Source organism: Lacicoccus qingdaonensis (assembly GCF_900101075.1).
Classification (GTDB): Bacteria; Bacillota; Bacilli; order Staphylococcales; family Salinicoccaceae; genus Lacicoccus; species Lacicoccus qingdaonensis.
The window spans coordinates 1-15,262 of sequence record NZ_FNFY01000003.1 but is presented as its reverse complement, the minus strand read 5'-3'; the positions used below and the strand labels follow the sequence as shown (position 1 = coordinate 15,262).

Here is a 15,262-nt window from a genome sequence, read left to right as displayed (position 1 = left end):
ATAGTTTCATCAATTAAAAAACAGGGTTTTTCAACCCTGTATTTGGTGCTCACTATTCCATTTTTAAAGTCATCGCATTTATCGCAACTATAATCGTACTCAGCGACATCAATATTGCTCCGACAGCAGGGGAGAGGATCAGTCCCATAAATGCCAATATTCCTGCTGCAAGTGGTACTGCCAAAATATTATAACCGGCACCCCACCATAGATTCTGTACTGTCTTTTTCACAGTATTTTCTGCCAAAGATAGGAAATGAATGATATCCGCCGGGTCGCTTTTAACCAAAATGACGTCACCTGATTCGACAGCTACGTCCGTACCGGCCCCGATGGCCACACCGATATCAGCACGTACAAGACTTGGTGCGTCATTAATCCCGTCGCCGACCATCATGACTTTTTCACCTTTAGACTGATACTCCTGGATAATCCGTTCCTTATCTTCAGGCATTAATTCTGCTCTGACTTCTTCAATACCGAGCTCCTTGGCCACGGCTTCTGCCACCTGTCTGTTGTCACCTGTCAACATGACAGGGCGGATGCCGCGTTCAATAATTTCTTTTATCATGCCCCTGGAACTTTCTTTGATCTTGTCACCCTGGGCGACAATGCCATAATTCTCACCGTCCACCACCAGAAAACTCACAGAGTTTCCCTGACCGGCGAGCTCCTTAAACTGACTGTCATCATAGGCTATGTCATTGTCCTTCAAGTAAGACACACTTGTTATCTTCATATCTTTATTTTCAATTGAAGCTTCCAGACCTACCCCCGGTATATTATTTACATTTTCAGCTCTCGGGATATTTACTTCTCTTGAAGCTGCTTCTGTCATTATACCTTCGGCAAGAGGATGGGACGAACTCTGCTCAATTGCCGCCATCAGACCCAGTACATCTTCATCAGAATACTTTTCATAGAAGCTTTCAACATGGTTGACTGCAAAGTCACCTTCAGTCAATGTACCTGTTTTGTCCATCATGATATAGTCCAGCTGTTTTGCTGTTTCGAGCGATTCACGATTTTTCACAATCAGACCATTTTTAGCACCGAGCGACGTTGAGCGCGCAGTCACCAGCGGTATAGCAAGGCCTAGAGCATGCGGACAGGCGATGACGAGTACCGTCACCAGTCTCTGAAGTGCAAAATCCACATTTCCCTGAATCATCAGCCAGACAATGAATGCAATCAGACCGACACTTAAAGCAAAGTAGAATAAATACCCTGCCACCTTGTCCGACAACAATTCCGCCTTCGATTTATCACTTTGGGCCTCACTGACAAGACCCATGACCTGCGACAAGTAACTGCTCTTGCCCGTGCCCGTGACTTCAATGATGAGTGTACCTGAACCATTCACAGTTCCGCCGATCACTTCATCATCCATAGATTTTTCAACCTTTTTCGATTCACCCGTTACAAGAGATTCATCCACCGAACTTTTACCCGAAATGATTTTACCGTCAGTGGGTATATTATCTCCGGCCTTTATCTGAACTTTATCCCCTTCATTCACTTCAGATAATTCCACTTCTTCAGTATTGCCGTCATCATCTATCAACATTGCCGTATTGGGCAGTAGTTCAGCCATCTTTTTCAATGCATCACCTGCATTGCCCACCGCTTTCATTTCAATCCAGTGACCGAACAGCATAATCAATATTAAAGAAGCCAATTCAAAGAAGAAATCCATCGTATGAGCCTCTGCAGCCGTGAAATGATTCATGTAGAATGCAAAAAGACTGTATAAATAGGCGACGGATATACCCATGGCCACAAGCGTCATCATGCCGGGCCTGCGGCTTTTCAATTCATCCACTGCACCTCTTAAAAAGGGCTCTCCGCCGTATACGAATAATATCGTCGCCAGAATCAGCACTACCCAGTCAGAACCAGGAAAAGTGAATTGGAACGGCAGTGTAATACCCATCATGGGTGCGAAAAACAGTATGGGAACCCCAAACAGTAACGATATAGAAAATTTCTTTTTAAATTCACCATGATGGTGGTGGTCATGCCCGCTGTGGTCATCGTGATCATGGTGATGATCATTGTGACCGTCGTGATGATGGGAGTGATCATGTTCTTCATTTCTGCTGTGTGACATTTTAAACCTTCTTCCTTTCCGTATTTTATTCTTACATCAATTATATACCCCTCATGGGTATAAGTCAATTTATGAAAACCCGTCGGTCGCTTATAATCCTTGATTTAAGATTATTCAGAGTTACTTTAGGGTAAAGCAATGGAAAGGAGAGTGGTTATCAATATGAGTAAATCTGTACTTATAGTGGTTACAAATCATGACAGGATAGCTGGCAATAAAGACCGTCCTACAGGCGTTTGGCTTTCCGAGGCGGCAGAGCCTTACATCGCTTTTCAAAGCGCCGGATTTAAAGTGGATATCGCATCGCCTAAAGGCGGAAATGTACCGATAGACCCAAATTCGGTGGAGAATGGAAATGATGATGAAAGGTTCACTGAAGTGACGAAGATACTCCAGCAGACAGAACGCCTTGGAGACCTGGTATATGAAGGCTATGACGCAATTCTCTTTGCCGGAGGGCATGGTGCGATGTATGACTTCCCGGGCAATGCAGACATCCAGAACATTATGGCATACTTTAAAGATGATGGCAGAATCATCAGTGCTGTCTGTCATGGACCTGCAGCTTTTGCCGATGCCAAAACTAAAGATGGTAAACACCTCGTTGACGGCATCAAACTCACAGGATTTACAAATGTTGAAGAGAAGGCTATGGATCTAACAGAGGAAATGCCCTTCCTGCTCCAGTCAAAACTGGAAGAGAACGGCGCAGGTTTTGTTGAAGGCCGTGAGATGGAAGAGAATGTTGTTTCAAGCGGAAATTTTGTTACCGGCCAAAACCCGGCCTCAGCACAGGGAGTTGCTGAAGCAGTAATTAACAGACTTAAATAATTTTAACCTGGGTGATTACACCCAGGTTTTCTTTTATTAATCAGAACCTCTAAAATAAAAAACAAGCCTGTATGAGACAGGCTTGTTTTTTATTATTTCTAGTAATTCCCTAAATATTCATCCAGTTCCCAGGATGTAATCTGCGCACTGTATTGTTTCCATTCAATCATCTTATTTTCAACAAAGTGTTCATAAATATGCTCACCAAGTGCATCTTTGACCACATCATCTTCTCTCATCGCTTTCAGTGCGGTGTATAACGTAGTCGGTAAATCTTCAACATCTTCAGCTTTACGCTCTTTTTGTGTCATTTCATAAATATTTTCATTTACAGGAGTCGTCAAATCCGCTTTATTTTTTATACCGTCGAGCCCTGCTGCCAAAATGACCGCCGTAGCAAGATATGGATTAGCAGATGGATCGAGTGATCTGACTTCTGCACGTGTGCTTGCACCACGGCTGGACGGAATTCTCAGCAGCGGTGTTCTGTTGCGGCCGCTCCAGGCAATATACCTTGGTGCTTCAAATCCGGATGCCAGTCTCTTATAAGAATTGACAAGCGGGTTACATACCGCAGTGTATGATCTGGCATGATCCAGTAAACCGGCCATAAAATACCGCATCTCTTCACTTAGTCCGAAATCATCATTTTCATCAAAGAATATATTTTTACCATCTTTAAATAATGACACATTGTAATGCATACCACTTCCCGGCTGGTTATACATCGGTTTCGGCATGAATGTTGCATGCAGCCCATATTTCCTTGCTATTGTTTTAGCTACAAGTTTAAAAGTCTGAAGGGCATCGCTTGCTGTTAATGCGTCCATGTATTTAAAACTGATCTCATGCTGGCTTGGGCCAACCTCATGATGGAACATTTCAACCTCAAAGTTCATCTTATCCAGAGTTCTGGCAATCTCTCTGCGGCACTGCCCGCTCGTATCTGTTATATCCAGGTCGAAGTAGCCGCTGTCATCATTGATTTCAGTTGTATAGTTACGGTCCTTATCCAGCTTGAAGAAAAAGAATTCCGGTTCCGGTCCCAGGTTCATATTATCGTACCCGAGCTCCTTCATTTCTTTAATGACCTTCTTCAAATTAGATCTTGGGTCTCCGGTAAATGGCTCTCCATCAATATCGTGAATGTCACAGATTAAACGTGCCGTCTTATCAATGCCTTCAGTCCATGGGAGGACCACCCACGTATTCAAATCAGGCTTCAGATACATATCAGATTCTTCAACTCGGACGAATCCTTCGATGGAAGAACCATCGAACATCATTTCCCCATCGATTGCTTTTTTCAGTTGACTTACAGGAATTTCCAAGTTTTTAATTGCACCTAACACATCAGTGAATTGAAGTCTGACATACTGCACGCCATCCGCCTCAACACTTTTATGAATATCCTCTCGTGAATATTCAGCCATTAAATAATACACGCTCCTTATAATTTTTAAATATTTTTGACATACTTATCCTATATCATTTATCTTCATATACTATTATAGCCTCTCCACAAAGAGTTAAACGTATATTATAGGATTATTTATCATTTAATGGATATTTATGTTTGAAGCTCGTTTTTAATCCCATTGTATCCTTTTCTCACATTGATTATATTCTCATATCCTTCAGCCTTCAAAACACTGGCGGCAATGGCTGAGCGGACACCTGACTGACAGTGTACATAAATATTATCTTCTTTATCAAACGGTATTTCTTTATCCTCAGATGTTAATTGACCAAAGTGCAGATGTTTTGCATTTTTTAAGTTTTCTTTCCTGTACTCTGATTTTGAACGGACATCCAGTATATTTTTATCTTCATAATCGGCAGTAAGTTCTGCAGGCTGCACATTTTCATAAGAAGCAACTGCATACTGCTCCACTTTATCTTCAGGTACAATCAGCGCTATATCATCAAACCCTATGGAAGCAAAATCTTTTTGCAGCTGCTCACTGTTTTCCGGATCCGCAATCAAAGTCATCGGCCGGTTGAAATCTACGTACCATCCGGCAAACCGCAGAAATTTATCGTTGAAAGGAATATTGATCGACCCTTTTATAAACCCTTCAGAAAATGTTTCTTTGCTTCTTAAATCAAATATTTGTCCGGGGAGCTGTTCCGGGGTTCCGACGTCCACTTCCTTCACCTTAAATTCAGGAAGGCCTTCTTTATTCACCTTTTTCATATGTGCAAAGTGGGTGGGCGGTTCCGGCTGATCGCTCACGAGCTCTTTGACAAAGCTTTCTTCATTCTCTGCTTTTAATGCCCAGTTGTTTTGACGTTCATAACCCAGGGTGGATAATGGTACTGCACCTAAAGCTTTTCCGCATGGACTGCCGGCACCGTGTCCCGGCCAGATTTGAAGAAAATCGGGGTAGTTCTCAAGCTTTTTCAATGAATTGAACATTTCTTTTGCACCAAGTTCAGTGGTACCTTTCATCTTTGCCGCTTCTTCAAGCAGATCAGGACGTCCGATGTCTCCAACAAATAAGAAATCTCCGGTGAACATTCCCATAGGTTCTTCACTGCCTCCGCCGTGATCTGTCAGGATAAATGTAATGCTTTCCGGCGTATGTCCAGGTGTATGCATCACTTTAAGTTCAACATTACCCACTTCAATCGTGTCGCCTTCTTTAAGAAAAACTGTGTTTTCCGGCATATTTTCATATTTCCAGTTGTCATCACCCTCATCAGATACAAACAGACGGGAGCCGAACTTTCTCGCGGCATCCCTCAGCCCGGATGCAAAGTCTGCATGTATATGAGTTTCCGCAGCATAGGAGATGTTATAGCCCTGTTTATATGCCACTTCTTCATATTCATCAAGAACACGGCTCGGATCAATGATAATCGCATCTTTAGTTTGCTGACAGGCAATCATATAAGACGTCTGGGACAGCTTCTCATCATAAAATTGTTTGAAAAACATATTTATCCACCTCTGAAATCATTATTTTTATACCATCACACTCAACTTTTTATAACATATTAGGTAATTAAAAATCCTAAAATGAAATTTATTATTCAAAAACATATATATGTTTCTCTTCACATTTATCTGCTATTGTTAAACATATTACTGCTAAACGTGTCATGCCCAATGTAATTCATATATAATAATAATTGACCTAAATTATTATAGGAGGGTTTATATGTCCAATGAAATCACTTCTCTGATTACAGATACTCCGGAAGAAAGGTATCAGCTTGCTGTCCAGCTCTCAAGAAAAGCGATATCCACAATACTGCCGGACCCTGAATCCCGTAAAAAAATGTATCCGGAGTATATAGGGGATGCCAGAAATATTGCACATGCATCCGAAGTAGTGGCAATACATTTTCACACAATTTCCCAGGCAAATGACTTTTGGAAAGATAAATAGTGTAAACTGAGACAAATCATTCAAGCATGATTTGTCTTTAACTTATGACCGATTGTCTGCAGTTGTAAAATTTCTCAGTTTAATAAAAGGATTTTATGGAGGTGAAACAGTGACAGGTTCAGACATCGAATTGAATCCGCGGTCCAAATGGTTAATTGGAGTGGGGATTACATTTGTTATGGCAGTCGCCGGATATTTCATTGCACTCCTCCCCGGTTTTTCATTGATCGGTCCTCTTGGGAGTGCAATCATAGCCGCAATCATTTACCGGCAACTTTTCGGCTATCCCTATACATATTCCAGCGGTATCACTTTTTCATCTAAAAAACTGCTGCGTGTGGCAATCATTTTATACGGTCTCCGTTTAAATATAAATATCATTCTCGGTGAAGGACTTGAGTTTCTGCTTAAAGATACAATAGTCATTGCTTTTGCGGTCCTTTCCATGCTCGGTCTTGCAAGGCTGTTCAAAGCAGATTTCAATCTTTCACTGCTCCTCGGGGTAGGGACGGGCGTATGTGGAGCGGCAGCAATCGCAGCTGTAGCACCGATCATAAGGGCAAAAGATGAAGACACAGGAATAAGTGTCGGTATCATTGCACTCATTGGTACAGTGTTTTCTCTGGGATATATATTAACCCGTCCGTTACTCGACATTTCCAACAATGACTATGGGGCATGGTCCGGAATGAGCCTGCATGAACTGGCGCATGTGGCACTTGCTGCAGAGCCGGCGGGCAACAACGCACTTGCGATTGCACTTCTTGCAAAACTTGGACGCGTTTTGCTGCTCATTCCATTATGTTTCATCATCGTTTATTTTGTCAGACGTCACCAGAAAAAATTATCACCCGGTGATATTAAAATGCAGTTCCCATGGTTTTTACTGGGCTTCGTGATCATGAGTCTTTTGAATACATATATAATCGGACAGGTCATCTTCATACCTGAGACGGTAATTGTAAGGGTATATGATTTATCCACGTTTTTACTGACTATGGCGATGGTTGGACTTGGATTGAATGTCAGCTTGAACGATGTGCGGACCAAGGCATTCAGACCACTGATGGCAATGATCATCGTTTCTGTCGGATTATCCATCCTAACGTTCTTAATGATCTGATGAAAATTAAAGCGTCTGAAAATCCTATGATTTTCAGACGCTTTATATATATGACTATTGGGTTTATACATTGACTATATTACTTACCATATAGAAGTTGATAACACTCAATCTTTAAATTCATCATTGTTGATATCAGTGATGAACATATGTCCCGGCAGGTGGGTAATCATAACATCCGGCTTTGCATTCAGAGCGACATTCTGCGGCGTCACTCCGCATGCCCAAAATACCGGGACCTCATCTTCTTCAATAGCAATCGCATCTCCGTAATCCGGCTGGGACATATTCGCTATGCCTATGTCGCCCGGAGTGCCGACATGAACCGGTGCACCGTGCATGTCTGGAAACCTGCCGGTAATCTCTTTCACCTTATCCACGTCATCCTTTTTAAAAGGTCGCATCGAGACAACTGCCTGTCCATGAAAAGCACCTGCGGATTCAGCGTCAATATTCGTCTTATACATTGCCACATTCTTCTTCTCCTTAATGTGTTTAATATCGATGCCGCCGTCAAGAATTGCCTGTTCAAATGTGAAGCTGCAGCCAATCAGGAATGTAACGAAATCATCCTGCCAGTATGATGTCACATCATCAACAGTTTCTATCAGTTCTCCGTATCTGTATATATTATATTTTGGAATATCCGTTCTTATATCGGAGTCCTTGGCGTATCTGCTTTCATACTGTCCGTCTTCAAGCACTTCGATAATCGGTACCGCCTTTTTATTTCTGAGGGCGAAAAGCAGGAAATCAAATGCATATTTCCTGGGCAATATTACTAAATTCGCCTGAACCTTATCCCCGGAGAGCCCTGATGTTGTCCCCTGATGTTCGCCACTTCTTATCCGTTTTCTGATATTATCTGCATTCATTTCATTATTCACCTGCCTTAGATTAACCATTCCATAGATCGGCAAGTCCGCCAAGGGACATCACACCGATAATCGCTGTTGCAAGGACCGCTATAATACCCCAGATGATCATCCATGTCGGATGACGGTAGTCTCCGACAAGTTTTTTCTTTCTTGATGCGAGCAATACCGCGCCCAATATCAACGGCAGAATCAGGCCGTTGAATGCTCCTGCAAGAATCAGCAGCGTTACCGGTTGACCGACTACTGTAAATACCAATGTTGAAAAGACGATAAATGTAACAATTACCATGTTATTATATTTATCAAAAATATTGTGGAACGACCTCAGGAATGATGCACTCGTATAGGCTGCACCGATGACTGAAGATAACGCCGCAGCGAGTAATACCAGACCGAATATCTGCATGCCGATATCACCAAGAGCGAATTGGAACACTGAAGCAGGCGGGTTTTCTTCACTTAAAACCGCACCTTGCGCAAGAACACCAAGAACTGCAAGAAATAGTATCACTCTCATAACGCCGGTCGTTAAAATACCATAGTTCGCTGCATGACTCACAAATCTTATATTCTGCTTGCCTGTCATACCAGCTTCAATCAACCTGTGCGCACCGGCAAATGTGATATAACCGCCGACCGTACCCCCGACAATCGTGACAATCGGAACAAACATACCGACCGGGTCTTCAGGCACAAAAGTTCTGAATGCCGCTTCACCGTATGGAGGATTCGACTGGATCATGACAAATGCTGTAATACCAATCATCAAAATACCCAGTATCTGTGTCACGACATCCATCACGGCACGACCGTTCTTCACCAGGAAAATAAAGATCGCAAATGCACCGGCAATCGCCGCTCCTATACGAACATCCAGGCCGAATATCGCGTTAAAGCCGAGCCCTGCACCGGCAACGTTACCGATATTGAAGGCGAGACCGCCCAAGACGATGAAGAAAGCCACCACATAGCCCAGGCCCGGAGCGACTTCATTCGCCACTTCCTGACCGCGTTTTCCTGAAACACTCAGTACTCTCCATATATTCAGCTGAGCACCGATATCTATAATGATTGATACAACAATCGCGAATGCAAAACTTGCCAGGAACTGCTCTGTAAACACGGTTGTCTGAGTAAGGAATGCCGGGCCGATCGCTGATGTTGCCATCAGGAATACGGATCCGAAGAGCAGACGCCGCTGCGCGGGTGTGATTTTTGGTTTTTCATTATCCATTGATTTTCCCCCTTATTTCAGAATGATATTTACATCGTTTCTATCTTAATATCATTCTCTTCAAATGCATTACGTATTTCTTTAATGAAATCGAGCGCTTTTTCCCCGTCTCCATGAACACAGATGCTGTCCGCCTGAATATCTATCATATTGCCGTCAATACTTTCCACTTTGTTTTCCTTGATCATCTTAACGACCCTTTTTACCGCCTGATCAGTATCTGTGACCATCGCACCTTCTTTTCTTCTGGAAACAAGCGTGCCGTCATTTTCATAAGCACGGTCGGCAAACACCTCGTGTCTCACTTCAAGGCCGACCTCGCTCCCTGCCTTGATGAGGTTCTGATTGCTCAGTCCCATCAATTTCAGCTTCGGATCATACTCTTTCACTGCATTCGCAATTGCCAGCGACAATTCATAATCGTCGAATGTTGCGTTGTACAGTGCACCATGCGGTTTGACATGGTTGAGTTCGACACCGTAAGTTTTCGCAATCCCTTCCAAAGCACCGAGCTGGTACAGCATGATTGCCCTTACTTCTTCCATTGTCATATCCATGAAACGTCTGCCGAAACCCATCATGTCAGGAAAGCCCGGATGAGCACCAAGCCCTGTCGTACCGCTTTTTTTAATCATTTCAACCGTTTTGATCATCACACTCGGATCGCTGGCGTGAAAACCGCATGCAACATTCGCGGATGATATGAGAGGGATGATTTCGTCATCGTTTCCAATCGTATAATTACCGAAACTTTCGCCTAAATCTGCATTCAAGTCTACTTTATGCATTTTTATCCTCCTGGTCTTCAATAATTTTATTGCGCTGTAAAAACTTGATATCAACTATATTTTTAATGTAATTTGGATGCTGCATGAGATAATATTGAAAATCGAGATTGGTCTTCAGAGGGCCGATGACCGTCTCATCCAGAACATGCGTCATCTTGTTGATCGCTTCCGGTCTGTCTCTGCCGCTGACTATCACTTTGGCAATCATCGAATCATAGTTCGGCGGAATCTTATATCCCGGATACACTGCGGTATCGACACGGACACCCCGCCCAAGAGAAAAATGAAGCATCTCAATCTGTCCCGGTGCCGGCTGGAAATTCTTTTCAGGGTCTTCTGCGTTGACCCTCGTTTCAATCGCAAAACCATTGATATTGATGTCTCTCTGGCTGATATTCAGCTCATTGAAGAGGGCGACTTCCACCTGCAGCCGTACAATATCGACACCCGTAATTTCCTCTGTGACTGTATGTTCGACCTGGATACGCGTATTCATTTCTATGAAATAAAACTCATCTTCTTCCTCGACATATAAATACTCAACTGTTCCCGCACCGCCGTAGTCCAGTTTGGCTATCGCATTCCTCGTCGTTTCAGTGATGAACTTTCTCGACTCGCCGGATAAAATCTCTGCCGGTGCCTCTTCAATCAGCTTTTGATTATTACGCTGAATCGAACAGTCTCTTTCGTATAAATGAACCGCGCCGCCATTGCCGTCTCCGACAACCTGGACTTCAATATGCCTTGCTTTGGAAATATATTTTTCTACATAAATCCTATCATCATTAAATGCATTTTTAGCTTCTTTTTTTGCTTCCTTGTAACTTTTTTCGAGAGAGGCTTCATCATGGACAAAACGCATCCCTTTACCGCCGCCGCCTGATACCGCTTTGATGACGACAGGATAGCCTATGGTTTTAATGACTGCCCTGACTGACTCAAGGCTGTCGACAACACCGTCACTTCCCGGGATGACAGGGACTCCCGCTTCTTTCATCGTACTCCGTGCCTCGGCTTTATCACCCATTTTCTGCATGATTTTAGAAGTAGGGCCGATAAAAGTAATTCCGTTTTCTTCACATCGTTTTGCAAATTCGGGTGTTTCAGATAAAAACCCGTAACCCGGATGAACCGCATCTGCTTTACTGATTTCTGCAGCAGTGAGTATCCGGTCTATATTCAAGTAGCTCTCGTTACTCGGCGGCGGACCGATGCAAAGCGCTTCGTCCGCCAGGGCGACGTGAAGGCTGTCCTTGTCAGCCGTAGAATATACAGCGACGCTTTTTATGTTCATTTCCTTTAAAGTCCGTATGATCCTTACTGCGATTTCACCGCGGTTTGCAATCAGAACTTTCTTCATATCATTCACCCTCTTTGCGCACAGTCATCAGCACCTGGTCATACTCGACAGTGTCACCATTTCCCACTAGGATTTCTTCAATGACACCGGAATGATCGGCATTAACGTCATTGAATACTTTCATTGCTTCGATGATGCCGACTTGATCACCTTTTTTGACAGTGTCACCTTTATTGACAAAGTTTTCATCAGAGCCTTCCTCTTTCTGCATATAGAAAGTACCTACCTGGGGCGCTTTAATTTCAAGTGTTCCAGGCTTATCCTCACCGGTGCCGCCAGAACTCTGTTCAGAACCCGCCGCCGGTGATGACGACTGTACGATACCTCCCTTTTCAATATGGATTTTCACACCTTTTTCTTCGATCTTCAGTTTTGTAAGCTCTTCATCTTTGAACAGTTTAATAAGTTCCTTCACTTTTTTAACGTTCATAATTATACCCCCATCAGTTTTGATATTTTTAAAGAAGTATGACGGCGGACTGACGTGAAATCACGTATATCCTCAAAATATTCCCCGGAATCAATTTTTGCCAATTCCTCTTTATATATCTTTGTTGCTTCGTCTACATCAATCTCTTCAAAGGTAAGTGTTTCTCCCGGCGATTTTTGTACCAGCTTCGGAATATCGGCAAGTGCCACAGTCGCAATACGTACATATCCTCCCGCAGTCTGCCTGTCATTGAGCAGAATGATGGGCTGTCCGTTTTTCGGTACCTGTATGCTGCCGAGCTGAGTCGGTTCACTGAGTACATCATGCCCTTCGTCAGTTTCCAGACCGGGACCATCCAGACGAATACCCATCCGGTCACTGTCTTTTGTAATTGTGTACTCAGAGTTGAACAGTTTTCTCTGCACATCCTCTTTAAAGCGTTCATATTGCTGGCCCGGTATGATACGGATGTTATTATCACTTTCAAATGCTTTGATTTTCTTCATACCATCTGAAAAATCACCGCCGAGTGTCTTTAAAACATCACCACTCTTTATAGTTCTGCCTTTGAAACCACCGATTCCGCTTCTGGTATGTGTTGATCTGCTGCCGAGTATCTCCGGAACATCAAAGCCCCCGAGAACTGCGAGATATGTCCTCGATCCGTTTTCACACTTGCCAATTTTCAGAGTCTCACCTTTCATCACTTTTATGACGGTGCCGTGACTGTAATTATTACCTTCAATTGTTATCGGTGCTTCTGCACCGGATGTTGAAATCATCGCGTCTTTCTCTACAAGCAGTTCAACACCCTGCAGCGTCATCTCGAGGACTGCCGCATCATCTTCATTCCCAAGAAGACGGTTGGCCAATTGATAGGCTCTGTAATCCAATACCCCCGAAGGGGAGAAACCAAAGGTCTGATAAGAAAACCGGCCGGCATCCTGGATTGTTGAGAACATTCCTGGATTTAATACTTTAAAAGTCATTACTTTGCCTCCCTGCTCGTGATTTTCACTTCATAATCATTGTTTTCCACCTGTTGCTGCAGCTTTTTATGTTCATCTTCATCAATCGACCTGTAGATGATTCTGTCTCCCGCTTCATATAAGATCTGAGGGTCCCTGTTCTCATCAAACAACGGAATCGCTGTGCGCCCAAGCAGATTCCAGCCGCCCGGGGAAGTGAAAGGGTACATTCCTGTCTGTTTTCCGCCGATACCGACAGAACCTGCCGGAATGCTCGTCCTCGGATTATCGAGACGGTCTTTGAACAATCGTTCATCCAGACCTCCGAGATAAGGGAACCCCGGCATGAACCCAAGCATATACACGAGATATTTCGTGTCGCTGTGAAGTTCAATGACTTCTTCCGGTGAGAGTCCGTTGTCATCGAACAGCTCCAGATCCGGACCGTACTCTCCGCCGTAACAGACCGGGATTTCAACCAGATTATACTTGAAAGACCGTTTCTCGAGTCTGGCCGGATCTATCGTCTTCAATACATCTTCCAGATCTTTACCGTTTGTTTTAAAAATATCATAGTAGATTATCAGGCTCGTATAAGATATGACGATTTCCGAGACACCGTCCATCTCCATATCTTCCAGTTCATTTTTCAAATGTACCAGTTGTTTATTTATAGCTTCGCTGATTTCATCTCCGAGGTAAACGGTTACAGAATTCTCGGAGTATCTTTTAATATCCACTCGTATACACCCCTTTGAAAGCTGTTTTTTTAGTGCTTTCATTCTATCACATTATTCTGTACTTTATAAATATGCACTGATAAACAATCATGATTTGTTTATAGATAAAGACACCTGCCAGCTTTCACTGAACAGGTGTCCTGTTTACATTTTCATCTGCATCAGCCGGCTTGTCACAGCAAGTACCGGTATCTCTATTAACAGTCCGATAATCAATGCCAGCGTTATAATCGGCATATCATCAAAAACTACGACAGCGATAGCCAGCGCGAGCGGAGAATTCCTTGCCATTGTTGTCATTACAAGACTGACAGTATTCCGGTAATTAAATTTGAATATTTTCGCTGCCACATTTGCAATTATGAAATTAATAATGAAAAACAGTAATATCGGCATGAGTATTGTCTGCAGTAAATTTAAATTATTGAACAGCGTGTCTCTTTCAGAGGCAAATATTGAAAGGACAGCAAGATTCAGGACAACGGGGCTTACCGAAGACATGCGCTGCAGATATTCCCCCGGGAATACGAGTTTTATCACTACTGCAAGGGCAAGAGGTATAATCAGCGTCATTATCATAGAGAAGACGACACTGAATGAGACCCATTCGAACACACCGAAAAATAAATAGATATACACTGGCAGGAGAATGATCTGCAGTATGAAATTTATCGGCAGTATCGTTGTCGATAATGCTGTATTTCCTTTGGCAAGATTCGTAAATATTATATACCAGTCCGTACAGGGAGTTACAAGCAGCATGACCAGCCCAAGCCACAGTACCGGCTGGTCCAAAAGAAAAATGTACCCCAGAATATAAGCGAGTACCGGCGTCCATATGAAATTTATGGCAAGGGATACAAAGTTAAATTTATAATTTTTTATCGAAGCAGGAATATCCTTGAACGGTACATCAAGGAAAATCAGGAATAATAACGCCATTAATAACGGCATGACCAATGCACCGAGAACGTCCGCCATCCATTCATACTGACCTATGAACAGTGCAACGCCCATCATTATTAATATTAAAACAGGAGACAGCCGTTCCAGCAATCTCACTCACCCTTTATATAAAAAATAAGGTTCTGTTGCAAAGTAAAAAAATATAGCTAACCACTAATTTATCATGTCAGTGTTCGCTTAACTTGCTAGCATGATGCTAATTTCGTGGCATGGCGAAAATCCGTAGATCTGAAGAGACCTGCGGTTCTTTTTATATAGAGCGTAAATACATTCAATACCTTTTAAAGTATTCTTTGCTGTATTGATACTTTGATACCTTGTCTTTCTTACTTTAATATGACGGTGATCTTGCTCAATGAGCTTATTCAGATATTTCGATGTACAATGACAGTCAGGTTTAAGTTTAAAAGCTTTAATTACTTTAGCCATTGCTACCTTC

At 42.9% G+C, this 15,262-nt stretch carries 15 protein-coding genes; 3 read left to right on the top strand and 12 right to left on the bottom strand.

Features of this window, described 5'->3' with window-relative positions; translation table 11 throughout:
• Window positions 1–52: 52 nt before the first annotated feature.
• Complete coding sequence (locus BLR15_RS02490; protein ID WP_092984367.1) at window positions 53–2,110, bottom strand: heavy metal translocating P-type ATPase; 2,058 nt, start codon at window positions 2,108–2,110, stop codon at window positions 53–55.
• A gap of 162 nt (window positions 2,111–2,272) precedes the next feature.
• On the opposite strand from BLR15_RS02490, the gene BLR15_RS02485 reads away from it, so the two are divergent.
• Window positions 2,273–2,941 carry a type 1 glutamine amidotransferase domain-containing protein gene (locus BLR15_RS02485; RefSeq protein WP_092984365.1) on the top strand — a complete coding sequence of 223 codons (669 nt, stop codon included), beginning with the start codon at window positions 2,273–2,275 and terminating at the stop codon, window positions 2,939–2,941.
• Window positions 2,942–3,039: 98 nt separating this feature from the next.
• On the opposite strand, the gene glnA is transcribed toward BLR15_RS02485, so the two are convergent.
• A complete protein-coding gene (glnA, locus tag BLR15_RS02480) occupies window positions 3,040–4,374 on the bottom strand; it encodes a type I glutamate--ammonia ligase (protein WP_092984363.1) in 1,335 nt (444 codons plus the stop codon).
• A gap of 137 nt (window positions 4,375–4,511) precedes the next feature.
• Window positions 4,512–5,882 (bottom strand): MBL fold metallo-hydrolase, encoded by a 1,371-nt coding sequence (locus tag BLR15_RS02475; protein WP_092984361.1) that lies wholly within the window; start codon window positions 5,880–5,882, stop codon window positions 4,512–4,514.
• Between the two features lie 223 nt (window positions 5,883–6,105).
• Between BLR15_RS02475 and BLR15_RS02470 the strand changes: the two genes are divergently transcribed.
• Window positions 6,106–6,336 carry a hexameric tyrosine-coordinated heme protein gene (locus BLR15_RS02470; protein ID WP_092984359.1) on the top strand — a complete coding sequence of 77 codons (231 nt, stop codon included), beginning with the start codon at window positions 6,106–6,108 and terminating at the stop codon, window positions 6,334–6,336.
• 109 nt (window positions 6,337–6,445) lie between these two features.
• A complete protein-coding gene (locus tag BLR15_RS02465; protein ID WP_245696506.1) occupies window positions 6,446–7,459 on the top strand; it encodes a YeiH family protein in 1,014 nt (337 codons plus the stop codon).
• A 107-nt stretch (window positions 7,460–7,566) separates the two neighbouring features.
• On the opposite strand, the gene BLR15_RS02460 is transcribed toward BLR15_RS02465, so the two are convergent.
• From BLR15_RS02460 to BLR15_RS02420, 9 genes are all read right to left on the bottom strand, one after another.
• Window positions 7,567–8,334, bottom strand: coding sequence for a putative hydro-lyase (locus BLR15_RS02460; protein WP_092984357.1), 768 nt, complete (start codon window positions 8,332–8,334; stop codon window positions 7,567–7,569).
• A gap of 22 nt (window positions 8,335–8,356) precedes the next feature.
• Window positions 8,357–9,571, bottom strand: a complete 1,215-nt coding sequence (locus BLR15_RS02455; RefSeq protein ID WP_092984355.1) for an NRAMP family divalent metal transporter — start codon at window positions 9,569–9,571, stop codon at window positions 8,357–8,359.
• Between the two features lie 29 nt (window positions 9,572–9,600).
• On the bottom strand, window positions 9,601–10,359 hold the full coding sequence (locus tag BLR15_RS02450; RefSeq protein WP_092984353.1) for a LamB/YcsF family protein: 759 nt from the start codon (window positions 10,357–10,359) through the stop codon (window positions 9,601–9,603).
• Complete coding sequence (accC, locus tag BLR15_RS02445; RefSeq protein WP_092984351.1) at window positions 10,352–11,719, bottom strand: acetyl-CoA carboxylase biotin carboxylase subunit; 1,368 nt, start codon at window positions 11,717–11,719, stop codon at window positions 10,352–10,354. The genes BLR15_RS02450 and accC overlap by 8 nt, the downstream gene beginning before the upstream one ends.
• A gap of 1 nt (window position 11,720) precedes the next feature.
• Window positions 11,721–12,149 (bottom strand): acetyl-CoA carboxylase biotin carboxyl carrier protein, encoded by a 429-nt coding sequence (locus BLR15_RS02440; RefSeq protein ID WP_092984349.1) that lies wholly within the window; start codon window positions 12,147–12,149, stop codon window positions 11,721–11,723.
• A 2-nt stretch (window positions 12,150–12,151) separates the two neighbouring features.
• Window positions 12,152–13,138 (bottom strand): 5-oxoprolinase subunit C family protein, encoded by a 987-nt coding sequence (locus BLR15_RS02435; RefSeq protein WP_092984347.1) that lies wholly within the window; start codon window positions 13,136–13,138, stop codon window positions 12,152–12,154.
• The gene (pxpB, locus tag BLR15_RS02430; RefSeq protein ID WP_092984345.1) at window positions 13,138–13,857 is read right to left on the bottom strand and encodes a 5-oxoprolinase subunit PxpB; all 720 of its coding nucleotides are present in this window, start codon (window positions 13,855–13,857) and stop codon (window positions 13,138–13,140) included. The genes BLR15_RS02435 and pxpB overlap by 1 nt, the downstream gene beginning before the upstream one ends.
• Before the next feature lie 144 nt (window positions 13,858–14,001).
• Window positions 14,002–14,913 carry an arsenic resistance protein gene (locus tag BLR15_RS02425; protein ID WP_092984342.1) on the bottom strand — a complete coding sequence of 304 codons (912 nt, stop codon included), beginning with the start codon at window positions 14,911–14,913 and terminating at the stop codon, window positions 14,002–14,004.
• Window positions 14,914–15,000: 87 nt separating this feature from the next.
• Window positions 15,001–15,262 (bottom strand): DDE-type integrase/transposase/recombinase (locus BLR15_RS02420; RefSeq protein ID WP_143003915.1); only part of this gene is annotated, 262 nt, incomplete at its 5' end.

Bases quoted from the DNA above. Each gene is read 5' to 3' on its own strand.
- BLR15_RS02490 (WP_092984367.1), bottom strand. From the start codon at position 2,110: ATGTCACACAGCAGAAATGAAGAACATGATCACTCCCATCATCACGAC.
- BLR15_RS02450 (WP_092984353.1), bottom strand. From the start codon at position 10,359: ATGCATAAAGTAGACTTGAATGCAGATTTAGGCGAAAGTTTCGGTAAT.
- BLR15_RS02485 (WP_092984365.1), top strand. From the start codon at position 2,273: ATGAGTAAATCTGTACTTATAGTGGTTACAAATCATGACAGGATAGCT.
- accC (WP_092984351.1), bottom strand. From the start codon at position 11,719: ATGAAGAAAGTTCTGATTGCAAACCGCGGTGAAATCGCAGTAAGGATC.
- glnA (WP_092984363.1), bottom strand. From the start codon at position 4,374: ATGGCTGAATATTCACGAGAGGATATTCATAAAAGTGTTGAGGCGGAT.
- BLR15_RS02440 (WP_092984349.1), bottom strand. From the start codon at position 12,149: ATGAACGTTAAAAAAGTGAAGGAACTTATTAAACTGTTCAAAGATGAA.
- BLR15_RS02475 (WP_092984361.1), bottom strand. From the start codon at position 5,882: ATGTTTTTCAAACAATTTTATGATGAGAAGCTGTCCCAGACGTCTTAT.
- BLR15_RS02455 (WP_092984355.1), bottom strand. From the start codon at position 9,571: ATGGATAATGAAAAACCAAAAATCACACCCGCGCAGCGGCGTCTGCTC.
- BLR15_RS02470 (WP_092984359.1), top strand. From the start codon at position 6,106: ATGTCCAATGAAATCACTTCTCTGATTACAGATACTCCGGAAGAAAGG.
- BLR15_RS02460 (WP_092984357.1), bottom strand. From the start codon at position 8,334: ATGAATGCAGATAATATCAGAAAACGGATAAGAAGTGGCGAACATCAG.
- BLR15_RS02435 (WP_092984347.1), bottom strand. From the start codon at position 13,138: ATGACTTTTAAAGTATTAAATCCAGGAATGTTCTCAACAATCCAGGAT.